This window comes from Rhodospirillales bacterium (genome assembly GCA_016710335.1).
Taxonomy (GTDB): domain Bacteria; phylum Pseudomonadota; class Alphaproteobacteria; order Rhodospirillales; family Defluviicoccaceae; genus JADJXQ01.
This window is the reverse complement of sequence record JADJXQ010000001.1, coordinates 137,247-161,024: the sequence shown is the minus strand read 5'-3', so window position 1 is coordinate 161,024 and position 23,778 is coordinate 137,247. Positions and strand designations below refer to the sequence as shown.

The window sequence follows — 23,778 nt, the reverse complement described above, 5'->3', positions numbered from 1 at the left end:
GTTGTTTCTTGCATCTTCAACAGATTGACGTGATGACGATGTAACGGGGCGGGATGCGGATCAGCGCGCCAAGCCGTGCATGAACTGTTCGACTTCGCCCATGGTGTGCAGGATGAAATCCGCATGGGTGTCGCGGCCGCCCACCTCCGGATCATCGGCGCGCCCCACGAACACGCCGATGCCGCGGCCTTCGAGAGCGGCGAAGGCGTGCTCGTCGGTGACGTCATCGCCGAAATACATGGGCAAAACGTCGTCCCGGTCGAGGCCCAGCGCTTCGAGCAGGTACAGAACCGCCTTGCCCTTGTCCCAGTCGATCTTCGGCTGGATCTCGTAGACCATCTTGCCGGGGGTGACCTTCAGGTGATCCGGGTGCTCGCCAAGGATCTTGTCGACGATGTCCTTGATCTTGGAGCGCTCCGTCTCGCTGACAAGGCGGTAGTGCGCGGCAACGGAGGTCTTCTTGGGTTCGACCAGAGCGCCTTCGATGGAGTCCATCACGTCGTGAAGTTGCTTCTTGACGTCTTCCAGCAGCGCGGCGAACTCGCCGCCATGCTCCTTCTGGATCGCTCCGCCGGACGGGCTCCAGATGTCGAAGCCGTGACTGCCGGCGACGATCAGGTTGTCGAGGCCCATCAACTCCTGGACCACCGGCCGGTCGCGGCCGCTGACCACGCACACCGGGCAGCGTGCGGCGAGATCGCGCACCGCGTCCCGCATGCTCTCCGAGATGATGGCGTCTTCGGGGCGGTCAACGATGGGCGTCAAGGTGCCGTCGTAGTCGAGGAACACCGCCGGCGTCTTGCCCTTCAGGCGCTGCGCCAGGAGTTCGCCGTTGGTGATCGCGTGCGGCAGGTCGCCGATCTGCTTGGCCATGGTTTTCTCCTGTTCGATTTCAAGTGAATAGGGCCAACGCCCATGCCTCGATTGCGCTCATCCTTCGAGGTCGCTCAGCGTGAGGTTCCTCGTTGCCTGCACCAGTACCTCACCCTTAGTGAAGCCGAAGGGCGAGCCGCGCATACGGCATCAGGTCAAATCGATCTCGCTCAGATCGGACACCACGATGTCGGCGCCGGCCTTCTTCAGCGCCTCCGGCTCGTCGTGCCGCGCCACCCCGATGACCAGCCCGAACTTGCCCGCCTTGCCGGCTTCCACGCCCGAGATCGCGTCTTCCAGTACCACCGAGCGCTCGATCGACGCACCGACCAGCTTGGCCGCTTCCAGATACGTATGTGGATCCGGCTTGCCGGCGAGCTTGCGTTCCGCAGCGACGTTGCCATCCACCTTCGCCTCGAACAGACCGGTCAGCCCGGCGACCTCGAGCACCGCGTCGCAGTTCTTGCTGGAGGTGACGATGGCGACGTGCTTGCCCTGTTTCTTGAGTGCCTTCACGAGCTTGACCGACGAGTCGAACACCACGGCGCCCTCGTCCTTGAGGACGTCGTTGAACATGTCGTTCTTGCGGTTGCCGAGGCCGCACACCGTCTCCATGTCCGGCGTGTCGCTCGGATCGCCCCATTCCAGTTCCATGCCGCGGGACCGGAGGAAACTGTCCACTCCGTCGTAGCGCGGCTTGCCGTCCACGTAGCGGACATAGTCCGGATCGATCTCGAACGGCTCGTAAGGCGCGTCCTCGCGCTCGGCGACCTTCTGCAGGTATTCGTCGAACATTCGCTTCCATGCCGACGCGTGGACGCTGGCGGTGTCGGTGATGATCCCGTCGAGGTCGAACAGCCAGGCATCGTACTTGTCCGACACTACAGTTTGGGTGTCTTGCGCGGCGGCCATGGGGTCCCTTCCCTCGGTTGGGCTCGAAGCGCTCGGGCTGCCGCGTGTGCATCCGCTCCCGACGGGGCCGCTCGATAGCTTCAGAGCGTCATTTCGCAGTCGCACCACTATAGACGACGAGGCCACCATGACCACCCCTCAAGCGGCGAAAGCTTGTTCGGGCAGGAAACCGCCCCGATATTCCGTGTGCCTCCCGTCCTCGGATGTATGACGCTACACCATGAAGCTGACCTACGATGCGCCCGTGTACCGACCGCCCAGCGAGGCCCGCAGCCTGATCATTCAGGCGACGATCGGCTGCTCGTTCGACGGCTGCACGTTCTGCTCCATGTACAAATCGAAGGATTATCGCGCCCGGCCGCTGGAGGCGGTTTTCGCCGACATCGCCACCGCAGCCCGCTTCTGGCCCGAGGCGCGCCGGGTGTTCCTCGCCGACGGCGACGCCGTGGTTCTGCCGACCGCGGATCTTGTCGCCATCCTCGATCGCCTTGCCGGTACGTTCCCGCGCCTGGAGCGGGTGTCGGCGTACGCGACGCCCATGGCCCTCAATGCCAAGCCGATGGAGGACTTGGCGCGGTTGCGGGACAAGGGGCTGAGCCTCGTCTACCTCGGGATCGAGTCGGGCTCGGCTTCGATCCTGAAGCGCATCCGCAAGGGCGCGACCCCGGCCACCATGGCGCGGGCGCTCGATGCCGCGCGCGGCGCCGGGCTGGCGGTGTCGGCGACGGTGATACTCGGGCTCGGCGGACGGCGGTTGTGGACGGAGCACGTCGACGCCACGGCGGACCTGATCAACCGCGCTCCGCCGACGTTTCTGTCGACCCTGCAACTGCGCCTCGACGCGGATGTCCGTGACGACTTTTTGAGTCGCTTCTCCCGCGACGGCGTGCCTTTCGAAGAGCAGGACGACGCGGGCATTCTCGCGGAGCAGGAGCGGCTGCTGGCGGCGCTCGATCCGCCGGCACCGGTGATCTTCCGCTCCAACCACGCCTCCAACTGCCTGGCATTGGCCGGTACCTTGCCGGACGATCGCGCCGCCCTGTTGGCGCTGATCGCCGCCGCCCGCGCCGGCGCCCCGCTTCTCCGCCCGCAGAGCCTGAGAGGGCTGTAGCGGCGCCGACCCTGTCGTCACAGGATCTCCAGCACCGCCTCGGGCGGCCGGCCGAGGCGGGCGCGCTCGCCATGCACGACGATCGGCCGCTCGATGACCACCGGGTTGGCGACCATGCCCCGGATCAGCGCCTCGTCGCTCAAGCCGGGATCGTCGAGGCCCGCTTCGGCGCTCTCCTTGCGGCGCATCAAGTCCCGCGGCCGCATCCCCAGCATGGCGAGAATCTGCTCGAGCATGGCGGCGTCAGGCGGGTCCTTCAGGTACTCGACGACGACGGGCCCGATGCCGCGGTCCTGCAACAGCGCCAGCGTCGCCCGCGACTTGCTGCAGCGCGGGTTGTGATAGATGGTGACGGTCATCGCTTGGCTTCTCCAACTGCAATGGTGGCGCCTCATCATAAAGCCAGATCTTCGGGCGTGTCGGCGTCGATGATGTGGCGGGCGAGGTCCCAGGAGAAGCCGGCGCGGGCGAGGGAGGCCAAGTCCTTGTCCCGCTTGGCGGTGCGCTCGGCGGCAGGGCGGAACGGACCGAGGCGGCGGCGGCGGGCCAGGTTGACGGCGGCAACGGCGTCCGTGTCGGCGGCGACCGCGTCGGCGGCGACCGCGTCGTCGAGCGACGCCAGCGCCGCCGCAATGTCGTCGTCGCCGACGCCCTTCTGACGCAGGCGGGCGCGGATGCCGCTCGTCGGCACGCCGCGGCGGTGCAGGTTTTCGGCGCGTCCGCCGGCATAGACCCTGTCGTCCAGAAGACCGGCGGCGCGATAGCGCGCCACCAGCGCGTCGACCAGCGCTGCGCCAGCCTCGCGGTCGGTGTCGTGGGCGTCCGCCGAGCGCTCCACCCGCCGCATCAGCACTCGCCGCAAAGCCTCGGCCGATGTGGCGAATCGCTGCAGGTAGTAGAGCGCCGCGTTCTCCAGCGACTGCGCGGTCACCTTGCGAGGCTGTCTCGGCATGGCGAAACTGTGCGGCGTCCCGTATGGTGCGTCCTGTCGGCGATCAACGGGAAGATAACATGCGATATCCGGCCGCGGGAGATCTGGAAGCCGCCAACTGGCTCGGGCTGTGGACCCTCTACATGCGCGAAGTGCGGCGCTTCATGAAGGTCTACACCCAGACCTTGCTGGCGCCGATCGTGACGACGCTGCTGTTCCTGGCGATCTTCGCCCTCGCCCTCGGGCGCGCCGTCGAGAGCGTGCACGGCGTGCCGTATCTCCAGTTCCTGGCGCCCGGACTGATCATGATGGCGGTGGCGCAGAACGCCTTCGCCAACACGTCTTCGTCCATCGTGATCGCCAAGGTCCAGGGCAACATCGTCGACACCCTGATGCCGCCGCTCACCGCCCATGAACTGACGTTCGCCATCGCGATGGGCGGGATGAGCCGCGGCGTACTGGTCGGCTTCGTGACGCTGCTCGCCATGTCGCCGTTCGTACCGATCCACATCCACAGCCCCGCGCTGATCCTCTACCACGCGGTGATGGCGTCGCTCATGCTGTCGCTGCTCGGCATCGCCGGCGGCATCTGGTCGGAAAAGTTCGACCACATCGCCGCGGTCACCAACTTCGTGGTGACGCCGCTGTCGTTCCTCTCCGGCACGTTCTACTCCATCGACCGCCTGCCGGCGGCGGGGCAGGCGATCGCCTACGTCAACCCGTTCTTCTACATGATCGACGGCTTCCGCTACGGGTTCATTGGATACGCCGACGCGCCGCCGCTGTTGGGGGTAGCGGTGCTCGCGGGGGTCAACGCCGGGCTGTGGCTCTTGTGCTACTGGATGTTCAAACGAGGCTACAAGCTCAAGGCATGAGAGCGGACGACCTGGACCAAGTGTTGGCGGAGGCGCGCGCCTGTCGGCACTGCGAAGGGGCGTTGCCGCTGGGGCCGCGGCCGGTTCTGCGGGCCGCGGCGTCGGCGCGGCTGCTGATCGTCGGCCAGGCGCCCGGGACCCGCGTGCACGCAACCGGCATCCCGTGGAACGACGCCTCGGGCGATAGGCTGCGGCTCTGGCTGGGTCTGGAGCGCGATGTTTTTTATGACGAGCGCCGTGTCGCCATCGTCCCCATGGGCCTCTGCTATCCGGGCCGCGACGCAGGCGGGGGCGACAAGCCGCCGCGGCGGGAATGCGCGCCTTTGTGGCACGGGCGCATCGTCGCGGCGTTGCCCAACCTCCAACTGACTTTGCTGGTGGGACGCTATGCGCAGGTCCGCTATCTGCCCGCGGGCGGCGCAACGTCGGTGACCGAGGCGGTGCGGGACTGGCGGGCGCACGGTCCGCGGCTTTGGCCGCTGCCTCACCCGAGTTGGCGCACCATCGGCTGGCAGCGGAGACATCCTTGGTTCGAGGCGGAACTTCTCCCGGAGTTGCGGGCCCGGGTGCGGGCGCTGTTGACCGACGCGGACCCATACGCCGTGGATTGATCAGCAGACGCCGTCGGTTCCGCCCGCTCCAAATGACGGCGACAGGGAACGGCGGAGCGTCAACCGGGTCGCTTGAACCGCTTGTAGACCACCGGCACCAGGGCGAGCACCGCCAGGCCGCCCAGCCCTGCCATGATTTGCGGGGTGATCACCCCGGAGAGCGAAATCTCCTCGTTCCTGTCGAGGACGCTGCCGAGACCGGAGCCGAAGATGGCGAAGACGGCCGTTCCCGGAATGATGCCGATGGCGGTGCCGATTACGAAGGTACGCAGCGGCACGCCGAGAAAGGCGGGCGCCAGATTGACCAGCCAAAACGGAAACAAGGGCACCAGGCGCAGCACCAGCAAATAGCTGAGCGCGTTGTCGCGGAAGCCGGCTTCCATCTTGCGGATGGCGGGGCCGGCCCGCCGGCGCAGAACGTCGCCGATGGAGAGACGCGCCACCAGGAACAACAGCGTGGCGCCTATGGTCGCACCGATCACGGCGTACGTGGTCCCGAGGGCCGCACCGAACACGAAGCCGCCGGTGACCGTCATGATGGCGCCGGACGGAGGAAGAAATACGATGGCTGCCGCGTAGACGGCGATGTACTCCAGAGCCGCAAGCACGGCGTTGGCTTCGACCCATGCCACGAGGGCGTCGCGGTTGCGGCGCAGGGCGTCGAGGGTGAACGCCTCGTGCAGCCCGGAGGCGAAGAACGCCGCCGCGGCGATCGCCAGCACGATCAGCGGCGCCCAGCGCCACAGCAGAGGCGTCCCTGCGGTCTTGCCTTCGGCGGCACTTTCGGCGGCACTGTCGGCGTCGGCGGTCATGGGCTTCCTCTGGGGCTTCCCTCTGGGGCTTCCTTCTGGGGTTTCCTTCCGGGCACACGCGGCCCCTGCGTCGTTATCCGCAGGCCCTTCTATCGTAGAGCGGGAGGGACCATTACGAGCATCACGATTGCTCACCGGGCCGTGACCGCCCGCCGGCGCTCGGCGCCGGCGTTGACTTGCCGTAGCCGAGCCCGTATACAGCGCTCCTGTTCCGCGAGGGAGACGGTTGGTGAAACGCACCTTTCAACCCAGCAATATCGTCCGCAAGCGACGGCACGGCTTCCGCCAGCGCATGGCGACGGTCGGTGGTCGGCGCATTATCGCCAATCGGCGGCGCAAGGGACGCAAGCGCCTGTCGGCTTGACCTGCCCGGTGGCTCAAGCCCTTCTTCGCTTGAAACGCCGATCGGAGTTTCTCCGGGTCGCCCGATCCGGACGCCACGCAGCATCTCCCGGACTGGTTCTGCAAACGCTGTCGCGCCCGCGTGCCGAGGGAGCGGAGGACACGGTGCCGCCGATGCGGTTGGGAATAACGGTCACCAGGAAGGTCGGTAATGCCGTACGGCGCAATCGCGTCCGCCGCCGGTTGCGGGCCGTGGCTGCGGAGGTCTTGCCGTCGCAGGCGAGGGAGGGGTACGACTATGTGCTGATTGGACGGGCGGCCACTTTGACGAGGCCGTATCCCGATCTGCTTGTCGACCTCGGGCGCGCGCTGACCCGTCTCCGCGTACGAAACGGCGCCGCGGAAGCCGAACGGCCGGCGCGGTCCGCCGGCCGACCATGAACCTGCTGCGATCCGGTCTGCGGGGCGTGATTCTCCTGTACAAGTACGGCGTGTCTCCGGTACTTCCGGGGGGGTGCCGCTTTCATCCCTCATGCTCCTCCTACGCCCTTGAAGCCGTCGACCGCTTCGGCGCGGGCCGCGGCGGGGCATTGGCGATGCGGCGAATCCTGCGGTGCCACCCGTGGGGCGGTTCGGGGTTCGATCCCGTGCCGGAACGGCGCGAGCCGTCCGATCGTCCCGCACCCTCGTCCACTTTGACGCGCTGATCCGACACGACGTCAGGCCGGAGACATGGTTGAAAACAGAAACCTGATTCTTGCGATCGTGCTGTCGGTCGCCATCCTGTTCGGCTTCGACCTCGTCTACAGCTATTTCTATCCAAGGCCGGACCTGCCGACGCCGGCTCCGCAGGGGCAGGTCACGCCCGGCGCCCCGGCGGAACCGGGCTCTCCGCCTGCGCCGGGCGCTCCGCCCGCACCGCGTCGAGACCAGAGCGCGCTTCCCGACGTCGCGACGCCCGATGCGTTGACGCCGGCGCCGTCCGGGGTCACCACGGTGAGCGAAGCCATCAACAGCCGCGAGCGGGCTCTGGCGGCGACGCCGCGGGTGCGCATCGACACGCCGCGCCTGCACGGCTCGATCAGTCTGGTCGGCGGGCGTCTCGACGACCTGACCCTCGCCAACTACCACGCCACGGTTGACCCCACGAGCCCGGAGATCATCCTGCTGTCGCCCCAGGGCAGCGTCGATGCGTACTACGCCAAGGTCGGCTGGAACGACGGCGGCGCCGGCATCGCTCTGCCGGGCGAGGACGACCAGTGGACAGCCGATCATGACACCCTGACCCAGGATCAGCCGGTGACCTTGAGCTGGGACAACGGCCAGGGGCTGACCTTCAAGCGAACGTTCGCGCTCGCAAGCGACTACCTGTTCACCATCACCCAGCGGGTCGAGAATGCGGGCGACACGGCCGTCAACCTCCACCCCTACGCGCTGGTCGCCAGATTCGGAATGCCGCAGGTCACCGGATTCTATATCCTCCACGAAGGGCCGATCGGCGTCTTCGACGGCACCCTGAAAGAGGTCGACTACGACGACCTGGAGGAGGCTGGCGTCATCCAGCAGCGCACCACCGGCGGCTGGATCGGCATCACCGACAAGTACTGGCTGACGGCGGTGATCCCGGATCAGCAAGCCAACGTTCTGACGCGCTTCGTGCACCACCGCTCCAACGACCGCAACGCCTACCAGACCGACTACATCGCCGACGCGATGACCGTACCGCCGGGCGGCTCCGTGACCTGGGACACGCGCATCTTTGCCGGCGCGAAAGAGGTGCAGCTTCTCGACCAGTACCGCGAGCAGTTCGGCATCGCCGGGTTCGACCGGGCGATCGACTTCGGCTGGTTCTATTTTCTCACCAAGCCAATCTTTTACTTTCTCATCTATATCCGCGAATACGTCGGCAACTTCGGTGTCGCCATCCTGATCCTGACGGTGGCGATCAAGCTGGTGTTCTTCCCGCTCGCCAACAAGTCCTACAAGGCGATGAGCCAGATGCGCAAGCTGCAGCCGGAGATGCTGAAGCTGCGCGAGCGCTTCGGCGACGACAAGATGCGCCTCAACCAGGAGATGATGGCCCTCTACAAGCGGGAAAAGGTCAGCCCGGCTTCCGGTTGCCTGCCGATGCTGGTCCAGATCCCGGTGTTCTTTGCCCTCTACAAGGTGCTGTTCGTCACCATCGAGATGCGCCACGCGCCGTTCTTCGGCTGGGTCCAGGATCTTTCGGCCAGGGATCCGACGACGATTTTCAATCTGTTCGGCATCATCCCGTGGAACCCGCCGGACATGCTGATGATCGGCGCCTGGCCGCTGATCATGGGCATCACCATGTTCCTGCAGCAGAAGCTCAACCCGCAGCCACCCGATCCGCTGCAGGCCAAGATCTTCATGGCGCTGCCGGTGGTGTTCACCATCATGCTGGCCCCGTTCCCGGCCGGGCTGGTCATCTACTGGACGTGGAACAATATTCTGTCGATCCTGCAGCAGTGGGTGATCATGCGCCGCATGGGCGTAAAGAACCCGATCACGTCCTGAGCCGCAGGTCGGGCGAAGCGCCGGAGCCTGAGCCATGATGGATGTCGAGCCCGGTGTTCCCGAGGAGGGCGGCGCAGCGCTGCTGGAGCAGGGGCGGCGGCTGTTCGCCCTGCCGTGCCGGTTCGTGATCGGGGCGGCGGCGATCGACCAGACCCCGCCGTCGCCGCTGATCGAGGTTGCATTTGCCGGGCGCTCCAATGTCGGGAAGTCGACCCTCCTCAATGCCCTGACCGGCCACCTTCAGCTGGCCCGCACCTCCAACACTCCCGGCCGGACGCAGCAGCTCAACTTCTTCCAACTTGGCGACCGGCTGATGCTGGCCGATCTCCCCGGCTACGGCTACGCCAAGGCGCCGAAGGATGTGGTCGAGCGCTGGACCCGGCTGGTCCGCACCTACCTGCGGGGCCGGCCGACGCTCCGCCGGGTGCTGCTGCTGATCGACGCGCGCCACGGCGTCAAGGACGTGGACCAGGAGATCATGGCCATGCTGGACGCCGCCGCCGTGTCGTACCAGGCGGTCCTGACCAAGTGCGACAAGCCCGGGCCGACGGCGCTGGCGCGCACCCGTGACGCGGTTGCCGAAGCTCTCGCCAGGCACCCGGCTGCCTATCCGGAGGTGCTGGCGACGAGCGCCGCCACCGGCGCCGGCATTCCCGAGGTGCGGGCGGCGATCGCCGAACTGGTGTTCCCGGAGGCGGGCGAGGAGAGTACAACGGGTCTGGATGAAAGGGCGGGGGATACGGGGTGACGGACACCATGGACGGCAAACGCACCAAGACGCGGGAGGAGTGGGTGGCGCAGGCGCGGCTGCTGTCGGAGGCGCTGCCCTACATGCGCCGCCACGCCAAGCAGACCTTCGTCATCAAGTACGGCGGCCACGCCATGGGCAGCCCAGAGCTGGCGCAACTGTTCGCGCGGGACGTGGTGCTGCTCCGTCAGGTCGGCATGAACCCCATCGTCATCCACGGCGGCGGCCCGCAGATCGAGCAGATGCTGCGCCGCCTCAAGATCAAGAGCGAGTACGTGGACGGGCTCCGCGTCACCGACCCCGAGACGGTCGAGGTGGTCGAGATGGTGCTGGCCGGCAAGATCAACAAGCAGATCGTCGCCGACATCAACGCCGCCGGCGGCTTTGCGGTCGGGCTCTCCGGCAAGGACGGCAACCTGATCCGCGCCACCAAGCTGCGGCGCACCAAGCGCGACCCGGACTCCAACATCGAGCGCATCCTGGACCTGGGGCTGGTCGGCGAGCCCAGCGAGATCAACCCGCACATCCTCGATTTCTACGCCAAGTCGGACATCACCCCGGTGATCGCGCCGATCGGCGCCGGCTCCCGCGGCGAAACCCTCAACATCAACGCCGACACGGTCGCGGGCGCCATCGCCGCCGCGGTCGGGGCCAAGCGCCTCCTGATGCTGACCGACGTGGAGGGGGTGCTCGACCAGGGCGGCCACCTGATCCAGGCGATGACGGCGACCGAGGCGCGCGCCCGCATCCGGGACGGCACCGTCAAGGGGGGCATGATTCCAAAGGTCGAAACCTGCCTCGATGCGATCAGCAAGGGCGTCGCCGGCGCCGTCATCGTCGACGGCCGCACCCCCCACGCCGTGCTTCTGGAACTCTTCACCGAACACGGCGCCGGCACCCTCATCACCGCCGACCCGGCGGCGTAGGCAGCGGGCACAGAAGCACCGCAATTAGTGGTTGTTGAGGTTGCGGCGGGTCGTCAAGATCTGGCGCGATTCGGGGCGGTTTTCAGCGCATCTGTATGCATTCTGATCAGCCACCAGGGGGTTAAACCCTTCAGATCATTGCATTTGTGTCCGAATCCGCGCCCGGAATGTATGCAGAAGTACTCCGATGTACTCCAAACCGCCCTCAACCCATTGAAATGGCTATGTTCTAGCAGAAGTTGCGTCGCCCTGCCGTCCCCGCGCCACCAACCCTCCCGCGCCGCCTCAAGCGATAGGAACGATCAAAGAACATAACCCCGCAGATCGCCGACGTCAACATCGAGGCGGTCGTCCGGTCCGTTGAAGCGGTCGCTGCCGGGGTGGCGGGAGAGTAGCCAGGCGGCAGCACGACCGTCAGCGGATGTACTCGGCCATTGCGTCCAGGAGCCAGGTGGCGAGGTGGCGGGCGTAGGAGGCGCGGACGTAGAGGCGGTAGGAGGGCGTGTCGTCGGTTTGCTCCAGGAGGACCTGGGTCTTGGCGATGATGGTTCCCAGGCACCGGCCGGGCCCGAAGGCGCGCGGGTGAAGGTCGAGATAGCAGCCCTTCTCCAGGACATCCCGGGCACGGGGGCCGGAGATCTCCAGCACCGTGCGATGGGCGCTCACGTCCGCGACGGCGTGGTGCTGTCCCGCCAGGGTCTTTTCGAGGTCGCCGCGGATGCGGTCCTGTTCTCCCTCCGGGCCGACGATCAGCCATTCGTCCGGACCGAGCCAAAGGATCCGCAGGTCGCCTGAAACAGCCACATGATTGGCATTCACAGGCGGCCTGATGGTCAACGCCGCCTCGACGCCGTCGAGAAAGCGGGGATCATGGGGGTCGCCCCGCAGATCGACCTGCGTCAGGAACGGCGATTCCCGAAGAACGACAGCGCCTTCGCGGGATGTCTGCGCCATCGTCTCGTGGAGCGGGCCGAGCGGGCTCTCGGGAGGGCTCATCTCAGCCATCCTTGCGCGCTCCTTCCGGGTCGTAAAAGACGGGCGGGACGATGCGGGCGGTCATCGTCTTGCTCTCCAGCGGCGCGAACACCCGCCCGCCCAACCGCTCGCGCCCGCGGACGACCAGAGCCAGGGCGAAGGAGCGGCCCAAGGTCGCGCTGTAGTAGCTCGACGTCACGTGTCCGATCATGGGAACGGGCGCGGGGAGCTTCGGGTCCTCGACAAGCTGGGCGCCCTCGGGCAAGACCTCGTTCGGATCCTCGGGGAACAGTCCGACAAGCTGCTTGCGGTCGGGCCTCTTCGTGTCCGCACGGGCGAAGGACCGCTTGCCGAGGAAGTCTTTCTTGGTCCCGGAGACGATCCAGTCCATCCCCAGATCCTGGGGCGTGACGGAGCCGTCCGTGTCCTGCCCCGCGATAATGAATCCCTTCTCCGCCCGCAGCACGTGCATGGCTTCGGTCCCGTAGGGCGTGATGTCGAATTCATGTCCCGCATTCATGACGGCGTCCCAGAGCGAGCGGCCGTGCCACCGGGACACATTGATTTCGTAGGACAACTCGCCGGTGAAGCTGATGCGGAAGATGCGTGACGGAATGCCGGCAACGGTTCCTTCGCGACAGCTCATGAAGGGAAAAGCAACCGGACCGAGATCGACGTCGGAGCAAATCTTCTCCAAGACGGCCCGTGATCTCGGCCCCGCCACGGAGACGGTCGCCCAGTGCTCGGTCACGGACGTACAGTAGACGTTCAGATCCCGCCACTCCGTCTGAAGGTACTCCTCCAACCAATCGAGGACGTTGGCGGCGCCGCCGGTGGTGGTCGTCATCAGGTAACGATTCTCGGCCAGGCGGGCCGTCGTGCCGTCGTCGAAGACCATCCCGTCCTCGTGGCAGATGACGCCGTAACGGACGCGCCCGACCTCCAGCCTGGACCAGGCGTTGGTGTAGATGCGGTTCAGGAACTCGGCCGCATCCGCCCCCTGGATGTCGATCTTGCCGAGGGTCGAGGCGTCCAGGATCCCGACCCCGTTGCGCACCGCCAGGCACTCCCTGTTGACGGCCGCGCGCATGTCTTCGCCCGGTTTCGGGAAAAACCGCGGCCGCTTCCACTGACCGACGTCCTCCAGTAACGCGCCGTTGGCGACATGCCAGTCGTGGATGGCCGTCACGCGGACCGGGTCGCTCAACGGGCCCAGGCCCCGGCCCGCCATCGCGCCGAATGGCAGCGGTGTGTATGGCGGGCGGAACGTCGTCGTTCCCGTATCGGGAATCGATCGGCCGAGGTACTCGGACAGGATAGCAAGCCCGTTGACGTTGCCGGTCTTGCCCTGGTCCGTGCCGAAGCCGGTCAGGGTGTAGCGCTTCATGAGTTCGACGGACTCGAAGCCCTCGCGGGCCGCGAGATGGATGTCGGCGGCTGTCGTGTCGTTCTGGAAATCGACGAAATGCTTGGCTTTGCCGTGACCCGGCTTCCGGGTCGACGGAACAAGCCAGAGCGGCTCGATGCCGAACGGATCCGGCGCCGACACGCGAAACGCCTCCGTGGCCGACGCGTTGCCACCGAAGCCCGCCGCATCGGCCGCAAGAGCGCCCGCAGTCGCACCTTCATGAAGACAGTCGGCAAGATCGAAGGCGCCATTGCAGGCCCCGGCGGACACGACCTCTTGCACGGAGCGGCCCGGCACGAAGCAGGCCTTGGCATCGTCAAAAACAAGCTTGCCGCGCGACTGACAGAAGAGGTGTACGACCGGGCTCCAACCGCCCGACATCAGCACGACATCGCAGGCAATAGTGCGCTCGGGCTCGCGCACCGACCGCTTGTCCGCGCTCAACGGCCTGATCTTGACCCCCTGCACGCGCTTCGTTCCATTGACCCCGACGATCACTTGCCCCGCAAAAAGGCTGACACCTTTCTTGAGCAACGGCTCCGTGTGCCGCGGGTCCGGCTCTCTGCGGGCGTCGACGACGGCTGCGATGCTCAGTCCAGCTTCCTGCAGATCCGCTGCGGCGTCGTACGCGCTGTCATTGTTCGTGAAAATCACGGCCTTTCGACCAGGGATCGCGGCATAACGGTTGACATAGGACTGTGCCCCGCTGGCCAGCATGATGCCTGGCCGGTCGTTATCGGCGAACACCAGCGGCCGCTCGTGCGCCCCCGTCGCCAGGACGACCTGCCTCGCCCGGATGTGCCAGAGGCGCGTGCGGGGATGCCCGGGACCCGAGGCTTCGCCCATATGGTCGGTGCGGCTCTCCAGCGCGCACAGGTAGTTGTGGTCGTAGTAGCCGAAGACCGTGGTGCGCGGGAGGAGGCGAACGTGTTCCATGGTGGCCAACGCGGCGGCTTGCTCGGCGGCCCAATCGGCGCCCGATTGCCCGTCGATCCGGCGTCGCAACGAAAGCAGGCTGCCGCCGAACTCGCGCTGCTCGTCGGCGATGATGACGCGCGCTCCCGCACGGCCCGCCGCAACCCCGGCCGCAAGGCCCGCGGGTCCGCCGCCAACCACCAGGACGTCGCAATGGCTGTACCTGTGATCGTAGCAATCCGGGTCCGGCTCCGTTGGCGCTCGGCCCCAGCCGGCGCTCTTGCGGATGTAGGGCTCCATGACCTTCATCCACAGCCGCTGCGAGGGCATGAATGTCTTGTAATAGAAGCCGGCCGGGAACAATTGCGAGAACAAGCCCCTGGCGGCATTGACGTCGAAGTCGACGCTCGGCCAGGCATTGAGGCTTTCGGCGATCAAGCCGTCATGGAGTTCCACTTGGGTGGCGCAGGCGTTCGGCACGGTGCGGGCGCCGGCGCCAAGCTGTACCAGGGCGTTCGGCTCCTCGCTCCCGGCCGCGACGAAGCCCCGCGGCCGATGATACTTGAAGCTGCGCCCCACGAGGTGCACGCCGTTGGCGATCAGCGCCGACGCCAGGGTGTCGCCGGCGAAGCCTTCATAGCGGCGCCCGTCGAAGCGAAACGTCAGGCGCTTCGACCTGTCGATCCGTCCCCCCTTCGACAGTCTGAAGGAACCGGTCATGCCGCTAATCTCCCACCGTCGGGAGAGGAGGCGTCTCGGTACCCATCTCGTAGGTAACAAGAATCTCGTTGCTTACCGTGTGCCGAATGGCGTTGAACCAGCGCCTGCACCCGGCCGCGTGCATCCACCGCTCGTGGCGCCACCCCTTTGTGTTGGCCCGCATATACAGGTAGTTGGCCCAGGCTTCGTCCGACAGCGCATCGGGGTCCTCCGGACGCGCAATATGGGCTTCCCCGCCGTGGTGGAACTCGATTTCCGGTCGCCGCCCGCAGTATGGACATTCGATCAACAGCATCCCGCCCTCCCCGGCAGCGGATCAGTGCGCCACCGCCGCCGCACCGTGCTCGTCTATCAGGCGCCCGCTCACGAAGCGATCGAGAGAGAACGGCGCGTTCAAGGGATGAGGCTCGTCCCTGGCGATCGTGTGCGCAAAGCACCACGCAGAGCCCGGCGTTGATTTGAAGCCTCCCGTGCCCCAGCCACCATTGATGTAGAAGCCGTCAATCGGGGTTTTCGAGACGATCGGGCTGGCATCCGGACAGGTGTCGACCGTGCCGGCCCAGGCGCGCATCATTCTCATTCGGCTGAAGATCGGGAAGAGTTCCTTGAGCGCCGCCATCTGGCCCTCGATGAGGTGGAAGCTGCCGCGCTGGCCGTAGGCGGTCAGGGCGTCGATCCCGGACCCGATGACAAGTTCTCCCTTGTCGGATTGGCTGACGTAGACGTGCACCGCGCCCGACATGACGACGGTATGCAGCACCGGCTTGATGGAATCGGAGACCAGCGCCTGCAATGGATGGCTCTGGATGGGAAGGCGAAGGCCCGCCATCCCCGCCAACACGGAGGTGTCTCCGGCCACGACTATGGCGGCCTTCCTGGTCTTGATCACGCCGCGGGTGGTATCGACGCCGGTAACGCGGTTCCCCTCCCGCATGATGCCGGTGACCTCACAGCCCTGGATGATGTCCACCCCGCGGGCGTCGGCCGCTCGCGCGTAGCCCCACGCCACCGCGTCGTGGCGCGCGACGCCGGCGCGCCGCTGAAGGGTCGCTCCCAGCACCGGATACCGCGCGTCGGGCGAGACGTTGAGGATAGGGCAGAAGGCCTTGACTTGCTCCGGTTCCAGCCACTCCGCGTCGATGCCGTTGAGCCGGTTCGCGTAGAGTCGTCGCCTGCTCGCCCTCACGTCCTGCAGGTTATGGGCCAGGTTGATGACGCCGCGCTGACTGAACATCACATTGAAGTTTAAGTCCTGCGACAGCTTTTCCCACAGCTTCAGGGAATGCTCGTAGAGATGGGCGCTCTCGTCCCAAAGATAGTTGGAGCGCACGATGGTCGTGTTCCGTCCCGTGTTCCCGCCGCCCAGCCAGTTCTTCTCCAGCACGGCAACGTTGGAGACTCCATGCTCCTTCGCGAGATAGTACGCCGTCCCCAGCCCGTGGCCACCGCCCCCGACGATCACGACGTCGTACGATGGTTTCGGATCCGGATTCCGCCATTGGCGCGGCCAGTTCTCGTGATGGGTGAGCGCGTTGCGGGCGATGGAGACTATGGAGAACTTCGTCATTCCCGGTTGACCAGGCTCGGCGCTACTGGAATGCGACGCTGCTTTGGGCCTTGGCGATCTTGGGGTCGCCCCAGCGCTTGGGCGGAGTCGGAGCCTGTCCGGCGACGACGGTGGTGCCGAACAGGGGCTCGGTGAGTTCGACGCGGCGGCCTTGGGCTTCGACGAACACGCGGTTGCCCTCGAACAAAGCCATCTCCAGCGTGTCGGTCGATTGCTCGCCCCAGACGGTGGTGCCGCGGATGCCGGCGGTGGCGATCGGCGTGATGACGGTCATCGGGCTCGAAGTGGTGTCGTCGATCTTGCCGGAGATGGCGAGGAAGGCGCCGCGCAGGAGGCCGAACACGCCGCCCCGCTCGTCCGCTTCGAACGCGCCGATGGTGAAGTTGGCGTTCTCGCCGAGGGTGATCACCGCGCCGTCGCGCATACGCATTTCGAGGCGCGATGCCGCTCCGGTCTGGATGCGGTCGCCTGGCCGAAGGGCGGCGCCTTCCGCCAGATCACGGCTGGCGCCCGCCAGTTCCGCGGTCGCCGTGCCCTGCAGGCGCGCGACGGCGCCGGCCACCTCGGCGGCTCGCGCGGGCGCGAATGGCGCAAAGAGCACGATCAGAAGGCAAATGCTGCGAAGCGCGATCGCAAGTCCCATGATGTTCCCCCTCTCTCTACAACGCCGGCCGTCACGCGGTACGACCGTATGCGGCCGTCACACGGCGCGCGAATGGCGTTTCTGACCCCCTGCCAGGTAGGCGTCGAAGGCGGCGGCGGCGAGGCGCACGAAGGGCCGGCCGGCGTCCGGGATCGTAATGCGGTCGTCGTCCATCGTAACGAGGCCGTCGGCAACCAGCGGCGCCAGGGCGTCGAGCGACCGGGACAGATCAACGGCCGCGACGGCGCCGTCGTGGCGGGCGCGGACCGCGGAGAGGTCGACCTCGAGGTCGCACATCAGCCGCTCGATGATGTCGCCGCGCAGCCGGTCCTCGGGCGTGAGCGCGAGGCCGCGGGCGACCGGCAGGCGGCCGTCCTCCACGTGCCGCCGATAGTCGCGGAGCGGCGACAGGTTCTGGACATAGCCTTGCGGGAGTTGACCGATGGCGGATGCGCCGAAGCCCAACATGACCGGCGCCGTATCGGCGGTGTAGCCCTGGAAGTTGCGATGCAGGCGTCCGTGCTCCAACGCCTGCGCCAGGGTGTCGTCCGGCCGCGCGAAATGGTCGAGGCCGATGGCGCGGAAGCCGTGCTCCTGCAGGCGCCGGGACGCCGCCGAGACCTGGTCAAGGCGGGCCGCCGCATCCGGCAGGTCCGCCTCGTTGATCATGCGCTGGTGGCTCTTCATCCACGGCACGTGGGCGTAGCCGAACAGGGCGAGGCGGGCGGGATCGAGGCTGACCGCCTTGTCCACCATGTCGAGCACGCGCGCCGTCGTCTGGTGCGGCAGGCCGTACATCAAATCGAGGTTGATGCGCTGGATGCCGTGGGCGCGGAGCCAGCCGCACACGCGCGCCACTACCTCGAAGGGCTGGATGCGGTTGATCGCCGCCTGGGTGTCCGGCTCGAAGTCCTGGACGCCGATGCTGACGCGGTTGACGCCGGCGGCGGCCAGCGCGGCGACGTAGGCTTCCGTCGTGTCGCGGGGATCGAGCTCCACGGCGACCTCGGCGTCGTCGGCAACGTCGAAGCGGTCGCGGAGCGCACCGATCAGCGCCAGCCAGTCCTCCGGCGTCAACAGCGTCGGGCTGCCGCCGCCCCAGTGCAGGTGGCGGGCGGTGAGGCGGCCGGGGAGCGCATCGGCCACCAGGCCAATCTCCCGATGCAGGACGTCGAGGTATTCCCGGATCGGCTCGTAGCGCTGCACGATCTTGGTGTAGCAGGCGCAGAACCAGCACATGGAGTCGCAGAACGGGATGTGGAAGTAGAGCGACAAGCCCTGATCGGCATCGAGAGCGCCGAGCCACGTGCGATAGGCCGCATCGTCGACGGCCTCCGAGAAGTGCGGCGCGGTCGGATAGCTGGTGTAGCGCGGCACCCGCATGTCGTAGCGATCGATGAGTGCAGTGCCGGTCTCCGTCTTGCTCGTCTCGTTGCTCGTCATGCCATTGACACTTCCCATTGAAACCACGCGTGCGCCGCCTGCAACCGCGTCCGGGCCTGCTCCGCAGATAAGCACTCCTGCGGGCAGTGACGAGTCCCGTGCCGTTCGCGCCGAGCGCCCCATCACGGCTACGACGTGAATGAGCGAACGTCGTGGCTACGACGTGTATGAGCGAACGTCGTTGCTACGACGTGTATCAGCGAACGTCGTTGCTACGACGTGTATGAGCGAACGTCGTGGCGCTGGCGGCCGAGGCCTTCGATGCCGCATTCGAGCACGTCGCCCGCCTGCATGAACTCCGGCGGCCTGCACCCCAATCCGACGCCGGCGGGGGTGCCGGTGGCGATGACGTCGCCCGGCATCAGGGTCATGAACTGGCTCAGGTGACTGACCAGGGTGGCGACGCCGAAGATCATGTCGCCGGTGTTCCCCGACTGGCGGCGCCGCCCGTTCAGGTCGCACCACAGCGCCAGTTGCTGCGGGTCTGCGACGTCGTTGCGGGTCACCAGCCACGGCCCGAGCGGCGCGAAGGTATCGGCGCTCTTGCCCTTGATGAACTGGCCGCCCCGGTCCTTCTGGAACACGCGCTCGGAGACGTCGTTGATCACCGCATAGCCGGCGACATGGTCGAGGGCGCGCACGTCGTCCACGTAGCGGGCGACGCTGCCGATGATCACCGCCAACTCCACCTCCCAGTCGACCTGGGTGGCGCCCCGCGGCATGACGATGGGATCGCCGGGGCCGCTCAGCGCGGTGATCGCCTTGGAGAACAGCATCGGCTCGGCGCGCGGCGCCGCCCCGGTCTCCGCCGCGTGGTCGCGGTAGTTGAGCCCGATGGCGAGGATCTTGCCGATCCCGGCGACGGGCGGCCCGAGGCGGGTCGTTTCGTCCACCACCGGCAGGGACTCCACATCGACGCACGCCAGCCGGGCGAGGCCGTCCGGCGACAGCGCGTCGCCTCGGATGTCGTCGACATGGTGCGATAGATCGCGGATGAGCCCCTTGTGATCGAGGAGCCCCGGTCGCTCTTGTCCCGCAGGTCCATAGCGCAACAGTTTCATGGCAACCTCCGCACGTCGTCCGGCGCGATGCTCGGCACCGGAGGAAGATACAGGCTTGCGCCCCCTTCGCAACGCCCTCCTTGCGCGATCCTGTGGAGGGTCGCGGTTCAGTCATTGCAAAAGTGGGCGGAGTCGCCAAATATCCCCGCCGCCCGCTCCTACCGCCGATGCACCGTCGGTTCAGTTGGTCGTCATTCACCCGCAGAGGATATGCAAAGCCATGTTGTCGTTGCTTTCCGATCCGCAGGCGTGGGCCAGCCTCGTCACGCTGACCGCGCTCGAGGTCGTCCTCGGGATCGACAACATCATATTTCTCTCGATCGTCACATCGCGCCTGCCGGAGCATCAGCAGCGGGCCGCCCGTCGCGTTGGTCTCGGGCTGGCTGCAGGCATGCGGGTGGCGCTCCTCGTCGGCATCGCCTGGATCATCGGTCTCACCGCGCCAATCTTCACCGTCTTCGACCACACCGTGTCCTGGCGCGACCTGGTGCTCGGCGGCGGCGGCCTGTTCCTGCTCGTCAAGGGGACCATGGAGATCCATCACATGGTGGAGGGGCAAGAGGAAGGCGCCGCGATCCGGACGGTGACCTTCGCCAGCGCGATCCTGCAGATCGTGCTGCTCGACGTCGTGTTCTCGCTCGACTCGGTGATCACCGCCGTCGGCATGGCGCAGCACCTGCCGGTGATGATCGCCGCCGTTCTCATCGCCGTCGCGGTCATGCTGCTCGCGGCCGAGCCGGTGTCGCGCTTCGTCAACACCCACCCGACGGTGAAGATGCTGGCGCTCAGTTTCCTGTTGCTGGTGGGGGTGGCGCTGATCGCCGACGGGCTGCACTTCCACATCCCGCGCGGGTACCTGTATTTCGCGATTGCGTTCTCGATACTTGTCGAGACCCTGAACCGCCTTGCCGCCAGGGCCAGTTCCCGGAGCCGCGCCCGGAAGGCGGCGAAGAAGGAGGCTGGGTGAGCGTCGTCCCAGACGCTCATGAGACGACGGGCGTCTACTCCAGCGGCAGCGGCGGGGCCAGCGGCGCCGGGGGGCGGGGGCGGATGTTGATGAGAGAGCGGCGGTCGATGGCGACGGCGGACGGGTAGGCGGGCGGGGCGCCGCGGAACTCCTGGATGGTGACCGGCTGATCGGCCGCCTCGCCGCAACTCGGACGGAGCACGCCGCAGTCCCAGCGGAAGCCGGGCGGGATGCCGGTGATGCTGCCGCCCCGGTCGATGATGCACGCGCAGAGCTTCGCCGTGAAGCAGGCCGTCTGCCCCAGGGTCGCGCGGTTACACAGAGGCTCCCCGGCGCTGGCGCCGGTCCACGACACCGCCAGTAGCATCACGACGGCTCCGCACCAGCGCAGCAACTTCAGAACCGCACCCACAACGGGCAGCGCCTATTCTAGTTTAGGTAGCGCACATGATAACATGTTCTCCTTAAACATGCAAGCGCCGGCATAGCCCACGGGTGGTTCGGTTGCTCCGGCGCGGTTAGCGTTTGACGCTGGCCGGTCATGCTTTAGAACGAGCCGGAAATCACCTAGAGGCGGTGTGGCGATGCGCGTTCTTTTCATGACCAACGAGTTTCCCCCGCACATCTACGGCGGCGCCGGAGTTCATGTGGAGTATCTCACGCGGGAGTTGGCGAAAATCGCCTCCGTCGAGGTGCGCAGCTTTCATGACCAGGCGTACGTGGACGGGCGGCTGTCAGTGCGCGGCACCAAGATCGAGACGGCGCACTTCCCAGGCTGCCCAGTCGCGTTGGTGTCGCCGCTCCGGGCGCTGGCCACCTGCCTCGCGTTCAACGGCCAGGGCATCGACGCCGACATCGTCCACTGCCATACCTGGTACACGGAGTTCGGCGGGATCCTCACCAAGAAGCTTTATGGCATTCCGCTGGTGGTGACGGTGCATTCGCTGGAGCCGCTGCGCCCGTGGAAGCAGGAGCAGATCGGCCGCGGCTACGAGTTGTCCTGTTGGGTGGAGAAAATGGCGCTGGAGATGGCCGACGCCGTCGTCGCCGTCTCGACCAGCACCCGCGACGACGTGCTGCGGCTGTTCGACGTGGACCCGGATAAGGTTCACGTCATTCCCAACGGCATCGACACCGACGAGTACACGCACGTCGACCGGCCGGTACTGCTGGCGGAACGCGGCATCGACCCCAAGCGCCCCTATGTCCTGTTCGTCGGGCGCATGACGCGCCAGAAAGGCCTCTATTATCTGCTGAAGGCGATCGAGCATATCGATCCGCAACTGCAGATCGTGCTGTGCGCGGGCGAATCCGACACGCCGCGCCTGCAGGCCGAACTGGAGGGCATGGTCGACGACTTGCGCGAGCGGCGGCCCGGGATCGTCTGGATTCCGGAGATGGTGAGCCGCCGCACCACGGTCGCCCTTTACAGCCACGCCGCCGTGTTCTGCTGTCCGTCCATCTACGAGCCGTTCGGCATCATCAATCTGGAGGCGATGGCGTGCGGGACGCCGGTGGTGGCGACAGCGGTCGGGGGCATACCGGAGGTCGTCGCCGACGGCGAAACCGGGTTCCTGGTGGACGCGCGCCTGTCTGCGGAACCGCCTCACGACCCCCTGCAACCTGACCGGCTGGCCCGCGATCTGGCCGACGCGATCAACCGCCTCGGGCTGAACGCGGACCTCAGCCGCACCATGGGCGCAGCCGGGCGCCGGCACGTCGTCGAAAGGTTCAGTTGGGCCAACATCGCCCGGCAGACCTTGGAACTTTATCAGCATCTGGGCGCTTGAACGGAACGCCGGCCTCCGAAAAGGATCGGCGCCTTCCTGTGCAAAATCCTGATCCGAACCGAAGCAAAGCCATCGCCGCAAATCGTCCGCACAACGAGGAGATACCGTGAACGCCGTCGCCGCAGGACCGAGGGTCTATAACCTGTTTCCGCTGTTGGTCGGAACCGTCGCCGAGTGGGAGCACCACCTGGACCGCATCGCGGCGATGAACTTCGACTGGGTTTTCCTCAATCCGTTCCACGCCACCGGCCTGTCGGGCAGCCTCTACGCCGTCGCCGATTACTACCGGCTCAATCCGCTGGTCCGCGGCCGTGCGCAGGGTTCGGACGACGATCTCATCCGGGGCTTCGTGGCGGCCGCCGACCGGCGCGGCGTCAAGGTGATGATGGACCTGGTGATCAACCACACCGCCATCGACAGCGTCCTTACCACGGAACACCCTGAGTGGTTCGTCCGCGACAAGAAAGGCGCCCTGCAGTCGCCGTTCTGCGTCGATCCCGCGGACCCGCGCAAGAAGACGGTGTGGGGGGACCTCGCCGAACTCGACTACACGGATCGGCCGGAGCGGGCGGCGCTGGTCGCCTATTTCCAGGACATGATGCAGCATTACGCGGGGCTCGGCATCCGCGGCTTTCGCTGCGACGCGGCGTACCAGGTGCCCGCCGACGTCTGGCGCACGCTGATCGACGCGTCGCGCCACGTGCAGCCCGAGTGCCTGTTCGCCGCCGAGAATCTCGGCTCGTTGTTCGAGCAGGTCGAGGCCCTCGAGGGATGCGGGCTTCGATTATCTGTTCAACAGCTCGAAGTGGTGGGACTTCAAGGCCGACTGGCTGTTCGAGCAGTACGACCGGTTCCGCACTATCGCACCTTCCATCTCTTTCCCGGAAACCCACGACACCGACCGGCTGGTGGTCGATCTCGCCGCCGACGGGGTCGAAGACCATGATGGAATCGAGCGGTGCTATCGCCGCGCCTACCTGTTCGCCGCCGCGTTCTCCGCCGGTGTGATGATCCCGATCGGCTTCGAGTACGGGTTCCGCCATCGCCTGCATGTAGTGTCGACGCGGCCGGAGCACTGGGAAGAGCCATCCTTCGATCTCTGCGATTTCATCGGCGCCGTCAACCGCATGCGCGAGGCGGTCCCGGTGTTCAACGAGGAGGGACCGCAGCGCGCCATCGTCTCGCCGGATCGCCGCGTCTGCACGCTTGTTCGAAAGGGCGAGCGGGCGCCGGGATGGGCGGTGACGCTGATCAACCTGGACCATGAGCAGTCGAGCGAGGCGCGGATTGCCGACCTCGACGCGGACATGCGGGAGGGGCGTGAGGTCACCCCGGGGGCGTCCGGCGACAAGACTGTTTCGCTCGCACCGGGGACCGCGGTAGAACTTGCTCCCGGAGAGGTCAGAATCTTCTCGAGTCCGTGACGGGTTCTGCCGCCGCAGGGAAAGGGGAGCACGAAAGATGAGCGCCGACGACAACGACGCGGGCCGGCCAGCGGCCGAGACGGGCGACCGTAAGAAGGTCCCGGCTCGGCAGCGAGCAACATCCGCAGCCAAGGCAGTGCGAGACATGGTCGCGGGCGGTTCCGGCGCGCCCTCTGCGAGCGGCGA

General features: G+C 66.7%; 26 protein-coding genes. 13 read left to right on the top strand and 13 right to left on the bottom strand.

Annotation, left to right across the window (positions count from 1 at the left end):
* Window positions 1-60: 60 nt before the first annotated feature.
* Together otsB and IPM60_00765 are read right to left on the bottom strand one after the other, a co-directional pair.
* The gene (otsB, locus tag IPM60_00770; GenBank protein MBK8906476.1) at window positions 61-873 is read right to left on the bottom strand and encodes a trehalose-phosphatase; all 813 of its coding nucleotides are present in this window, start codon (window positions 871-873) and stop codon (window positions 61-63) included.
* Window positions 874-1,023: 150 nt separating this feature from the next.
* A complete protein-coding gene (locus IPM60_00765) occupies window positions 1,024-1,785 on the bottom strand; it encodes a beta-phosphoglucomutase family hydrolase (GenBank protein MBK8906475.1) in 762 nt (253 codons plus the stop codon).
* Window positions 1,786-2,005: 220 nt separating this feature from the next.
* Between IPM60_00765 and IPM60_00760 the strand changes: the two genes are divergently transcribed.
* Window positions 2,006-2,896 (top strand): radical SAM protein, encoded by an 891-nt coding sequence (locus tag IPM60_00760; GenBank protein MBK8906474.1) that lies wholly within the window; start codon window positions 2,006-2,008, stop codon window positions 2,894-2,896.
* 17 nt (window positions 2,897-2,913) lie between these two features.
* On the opposite strand, the gene arsC is transcribed toward IPM60_00760, so the two are convergent.
* Both arsC and IPM60_00750 read right to left on the bottom strand, forming a co-directional pair.
* Complete coding sequence (gene arsC, locus IPM60_00755) at window positions 2,914-3,255, bottom strand: arsenate reductase (glutaredoxin) (GenBank protein MBK8906473.1); 342 nt, start codon at window positions 3,253-3,255, stop codon at window positions 2,914-2,916.
* A gap of 35 nt (window positions 3,256-3,290) precedes the next feature.
* Window positions 3,291-3,848, bottom strand: coding sequence for a RecX family transcriptional regulator (locus IPM60_00750; GenBank protein MBK8906472.1), 558 nt, complete (start codon window positions 3,846-3,848; stop codon window positions 3,291-3,293).
* 59 nt (window positions 3,849-3,907) lie between these two features.
* On the opposite strand from IPM60_00750, the gene IPM60_00745 reads away from it, so the two are divergent.
* Window positions 3,908-4,702 carry an ABC transporter permease gene (locus tag IPM60_00745; protein ID MBK8906471.1) on the top strand — a complete coding sequence of 265 codons (795 nt, stop codon included), beginning with the start codon at window positions 3,908-3,910 and terminating at the stop codon, window positions 4,700-4,702.
* On the top strand, window positions 4,699-5,313 hold the full coding sequence (locus IPM60_00740) for a uracil-DNA glycosylase family protein (protein ID MBK8906470.1): 615 nt from the start codon (window positions 4,699-4,701) through the stop codon (window positions 5,311-5,313). The genes IPM60_00745 and IPM60_00740 overlap by 4 nt, the downstream gene beginning before the upstream one ends.
* A gap of 59 nt (window positions 5,314-5,372) precedes the next feature.
* Here the strand turns inward: IPM60_00740 and IPM60_00735 are convergent, their stop codons facing one another.
* Window positions 5,373-6,125 carry a TVP38/TMEM64 family protein gene (locus IPM60_00735; GenBank protein ID MBK8906469.1) on the bottom strand — a complete coding sequence of 251 codons (753 nt, stop codon included), beginning with the start codon at window positions 6,123-6,125 and terminating at the stop codon, window positions 5,373-5,375.
* Between the two features lie 229 nt (window positions 6,126-6,354).
* Here IPM60_00735 and rpmH point away from each other — a divergent pair, with 229 nt between their 5' ends.
* Genes rpmH through argB form a run of 6 tightly spaced genes read left to right on the top strand, consistent with a single transcriptional unit; the run spans window position 6,355 to window position 10,679 of the window.
* Window positions 6,355-6,489: a 50S ribosomal protein L34 gene (gene rpmH / locus IPM60_00730; protein MBK8906468.1), complete on the top strand. Its 135-nt coding sequence runs from the start codon at window positions 6,355-6,357 to the stop codon at window positions 6,487-6,489.
* An 8-nt stretch (window positions 6,490-6,497) separates the two neighbouring features.
* Window positions 6,498-6,908: a ribonuclease P protein component gene (gene rnpA / locus IPM60_00725; protein ID MBK8906467.1), complete on the top strand. Its 411-nt coding sequence runs from the start codon at window positions 6,498-6,500 to the stop codon at window positions 6,906-6,908.
* The gene (gene yidD, locus IPM60_00720) at window positions 6,905-7,174 is read left to right on the top strand and encodes a membrane protein insertion efficiency factor YidD (GenBank protein ID MBK8906466.1); all 270 of its coding nucleotides are present in this window, start codon (window positions 6,905-6,907) and stop codon (window positions 7,172-7,174) included. The genes rnpA and yidD overlap by 4 nt, the downstream gene beginning before the upstream one ends.
* Before the next feature lie 25 nt (window positions 7,175-7,199).
* Window positions 7,200-9,005, top strand: a complete 1,806-nt coding sequence (yidC, locus tag IPM60_00715; GenBank protein ID MBK8906465.1) for a membrane protein insertase YidC — start codon at window positions 7,200-7,202, stop codon at window positions 9,003-9,005.
* A 37-nt stretch (window positions 9,006-9,042) separates the two neighbouring features.
* Window positions 9,043-9,753: a YihA family ribosome biogenesis GTP-binding protein gene (locus tag IPM60_00710; protein MBK8906464.1), complete on the top strand. Its 711-nt coding sequence runs from the start codon at window positions 9,043-9,045 to the stop codon at window positions 9,751-9,753.
* An 8-nt stretch (window positions 9,754-9,761) separates the two neighbouring features.
* Entirely contained in the window at window positions 9,762-10,679 is a 918-nt protein-coding gene (gene argB, locus IPM60_00705; GenBank protein MBK8906463.1) for an acetylglutamate kinase, read from the top strand.
* Window positions 10,680-11,093: 414 nt separating this feature from the next.
* On the opposite strand, the gene IPM60_00700 is transcribed toward argB, so the two are convergent.
* The 7 genes from IPM60_00700 to IPM60_00670 all read right to left on the bottom strand — a co-directional run bounded on the left by IPM60_00700 (window position 11,094) and on the right by IPM60_00670 (window position 19,411).
* Complete coding sequence (locus tag IPM60_00700; GenBank protein ID MBK8906462.1) at window positions 11,094-11,684, bottom strand: sarcosine oxidase subunit gamma; 591 nt, start codon at window positions 11,682-11,684, stop codon at window positions 11,094-11,096.
* A complete protein-coding gene (locus IPM60_00695; protein ID MBK8906461.1) occupies window positions 11,677-14,697 on the bottom strand; it encodes a sarcosine oxidase subunit alpha family protein in 3,021 nt (1,006 codons plus the stop codon). The genes IPM60_00700 and IPM60_00695 overlap by 8 nt, the downstream gene beginning before the upstream one ends.
* A 4-nt stretch (window positions 14,698-14,701) precedes the next feature.
* Window positions 14,702-14,992 (bottom strand): sarcosine oxidase subunit delta, encoded by a 291-nt coding sequence (locus tag IPM60_00690; GenBank protein ID MBK8906460.1) that lies wholly within the window; start codon window positions 14,990-14,992, stop codon window positions 14,702-14,704.
* Window positions 14,993-15,013: 21 nt separating this feature from the next.
* On the bottom strand, window positions 15,014-16,264 hold the full coding sequence (locus IPM60_00685) for a sarcosine oxidase subunit beta family protein (protein MBK8906459.1): 1,251 nt from the start codon (window positions 16,262-16,264) through the stop codon (window positions 15,014-15,016).
* Window positions 16,265-16,286: 22 nt separating this feature from the next.
* Window positions 16,287-16,907, bottom strand: coding sequence for a FecR domain-containing protein (locus IPM60_00680; GenBank protein ID MBK8906458.1), 621 nt, complete (start codon window positions 16,905-16,907; stop codon window positions 16,287-16,289).
* Between the two features lie 57 nt (window positions 16,908-16,964).
* Complete coding sequence (gene hemN, locus IPM60_00675) at window positions 16,965-18,350, bottom strand: oxygen-independent coproporphyrinogen III oxidase (GenBank protein MBK8906457.1); 1,386 nt, start codon at window positions 18,348-18,350, stop codon at window positions 16,965-16,967.
* Window positions 18,351-18,562: 212 nt separating this feature from the next.
* Window positions 18,563-19,411 (bottom strand): fumarylacetoacetate hydrolase family protein, encoded by an 849-nt coding sequence (locus IPM60_00670; GenBank protein ID MBK8906456.1) that lies wholly within the window; start codon window positions 19,409-19,411, stop codon window positions 18,563-18,565.
* 220 nt (window positions 19,412-19,631) lie between these two features.
* On the opposite strand from IPM60_00670, the gene IPM60_00665 reads away from it, so the two are divergent.
* Entirely contained in the window at window positions 19,632-20,378 is a 747-nt protein-coding gene (locus IPM60_00665; GenBank protein ID MBK8906455.1) for a TerC family protein, read from the top strand.
* 34 nt (window positions 20,379-20,412) lie between these two features.
* On the opposite strand, the gene IPM60_00660 is transcribed toward IPM60_00665, so the two are convergent.
* Window positions 20,413-20,748, bottom strand: a complete 336-nt coding sequence (locus IPM60_00660) for a hypothetical protein (protein ID MBK8906454.1) — start codon at window positions 20,746-20,748, stop codon at window positions 20,413-20,415.
* A 214-nt stretch (window positions 20,749-20,962) separates the two neighbouring features.
* On the opposite strand from IPM60_00660, the gene glgA reads away from it, so the two are divergent.
* The 3 genes from glgA to IPM60_00645 all read left to right on the top strand — a co-directional run bounded on the left by glgA (window position 20,963) and on the right by IPM60_00645 (window position 23,592).
* Window positions 20,963-22,168 (top strand): glycogen synthase, encoded by a 1,206-nt coding sequence (gene glgA, locus IPM60_00655; GenBank protein MBK8906453.1) that lies wholly within the window; start codon window positions 20,963-20,965, stop codon window positions 22,166-22,168.
* A 106-nt stretch (window positions 22,169-22,274) separates the two neighbouring features.
* Window positions 22,275-23,114 carry a hypothetical protein gene (locus IPM60_00650; GenBank protein MBK8906452.1) on the top strand — a complete coding sequence of 280 codons (840 nt, stop codon included), beginning with the start codon at window positions 22,275-22,277 and terminating at the stop codon, window positions 23,112-23,114.
* Window positions 23,077-23,592, top strand: a complete 516-nt coding sequence (locus IPM60_00645; protein MBK8906451.1) for a hypothetical protein — start codon at window positions 23,077-23,079, stop codon at window positions 23,590-23,592. The genes IPM60_00650 and IPM60_00645 overlap by 38 nt, the downstream gene beginning before the upstream one ends.
* Window positions 23,593-23,778: the final 186 nt, after the last annotated feature.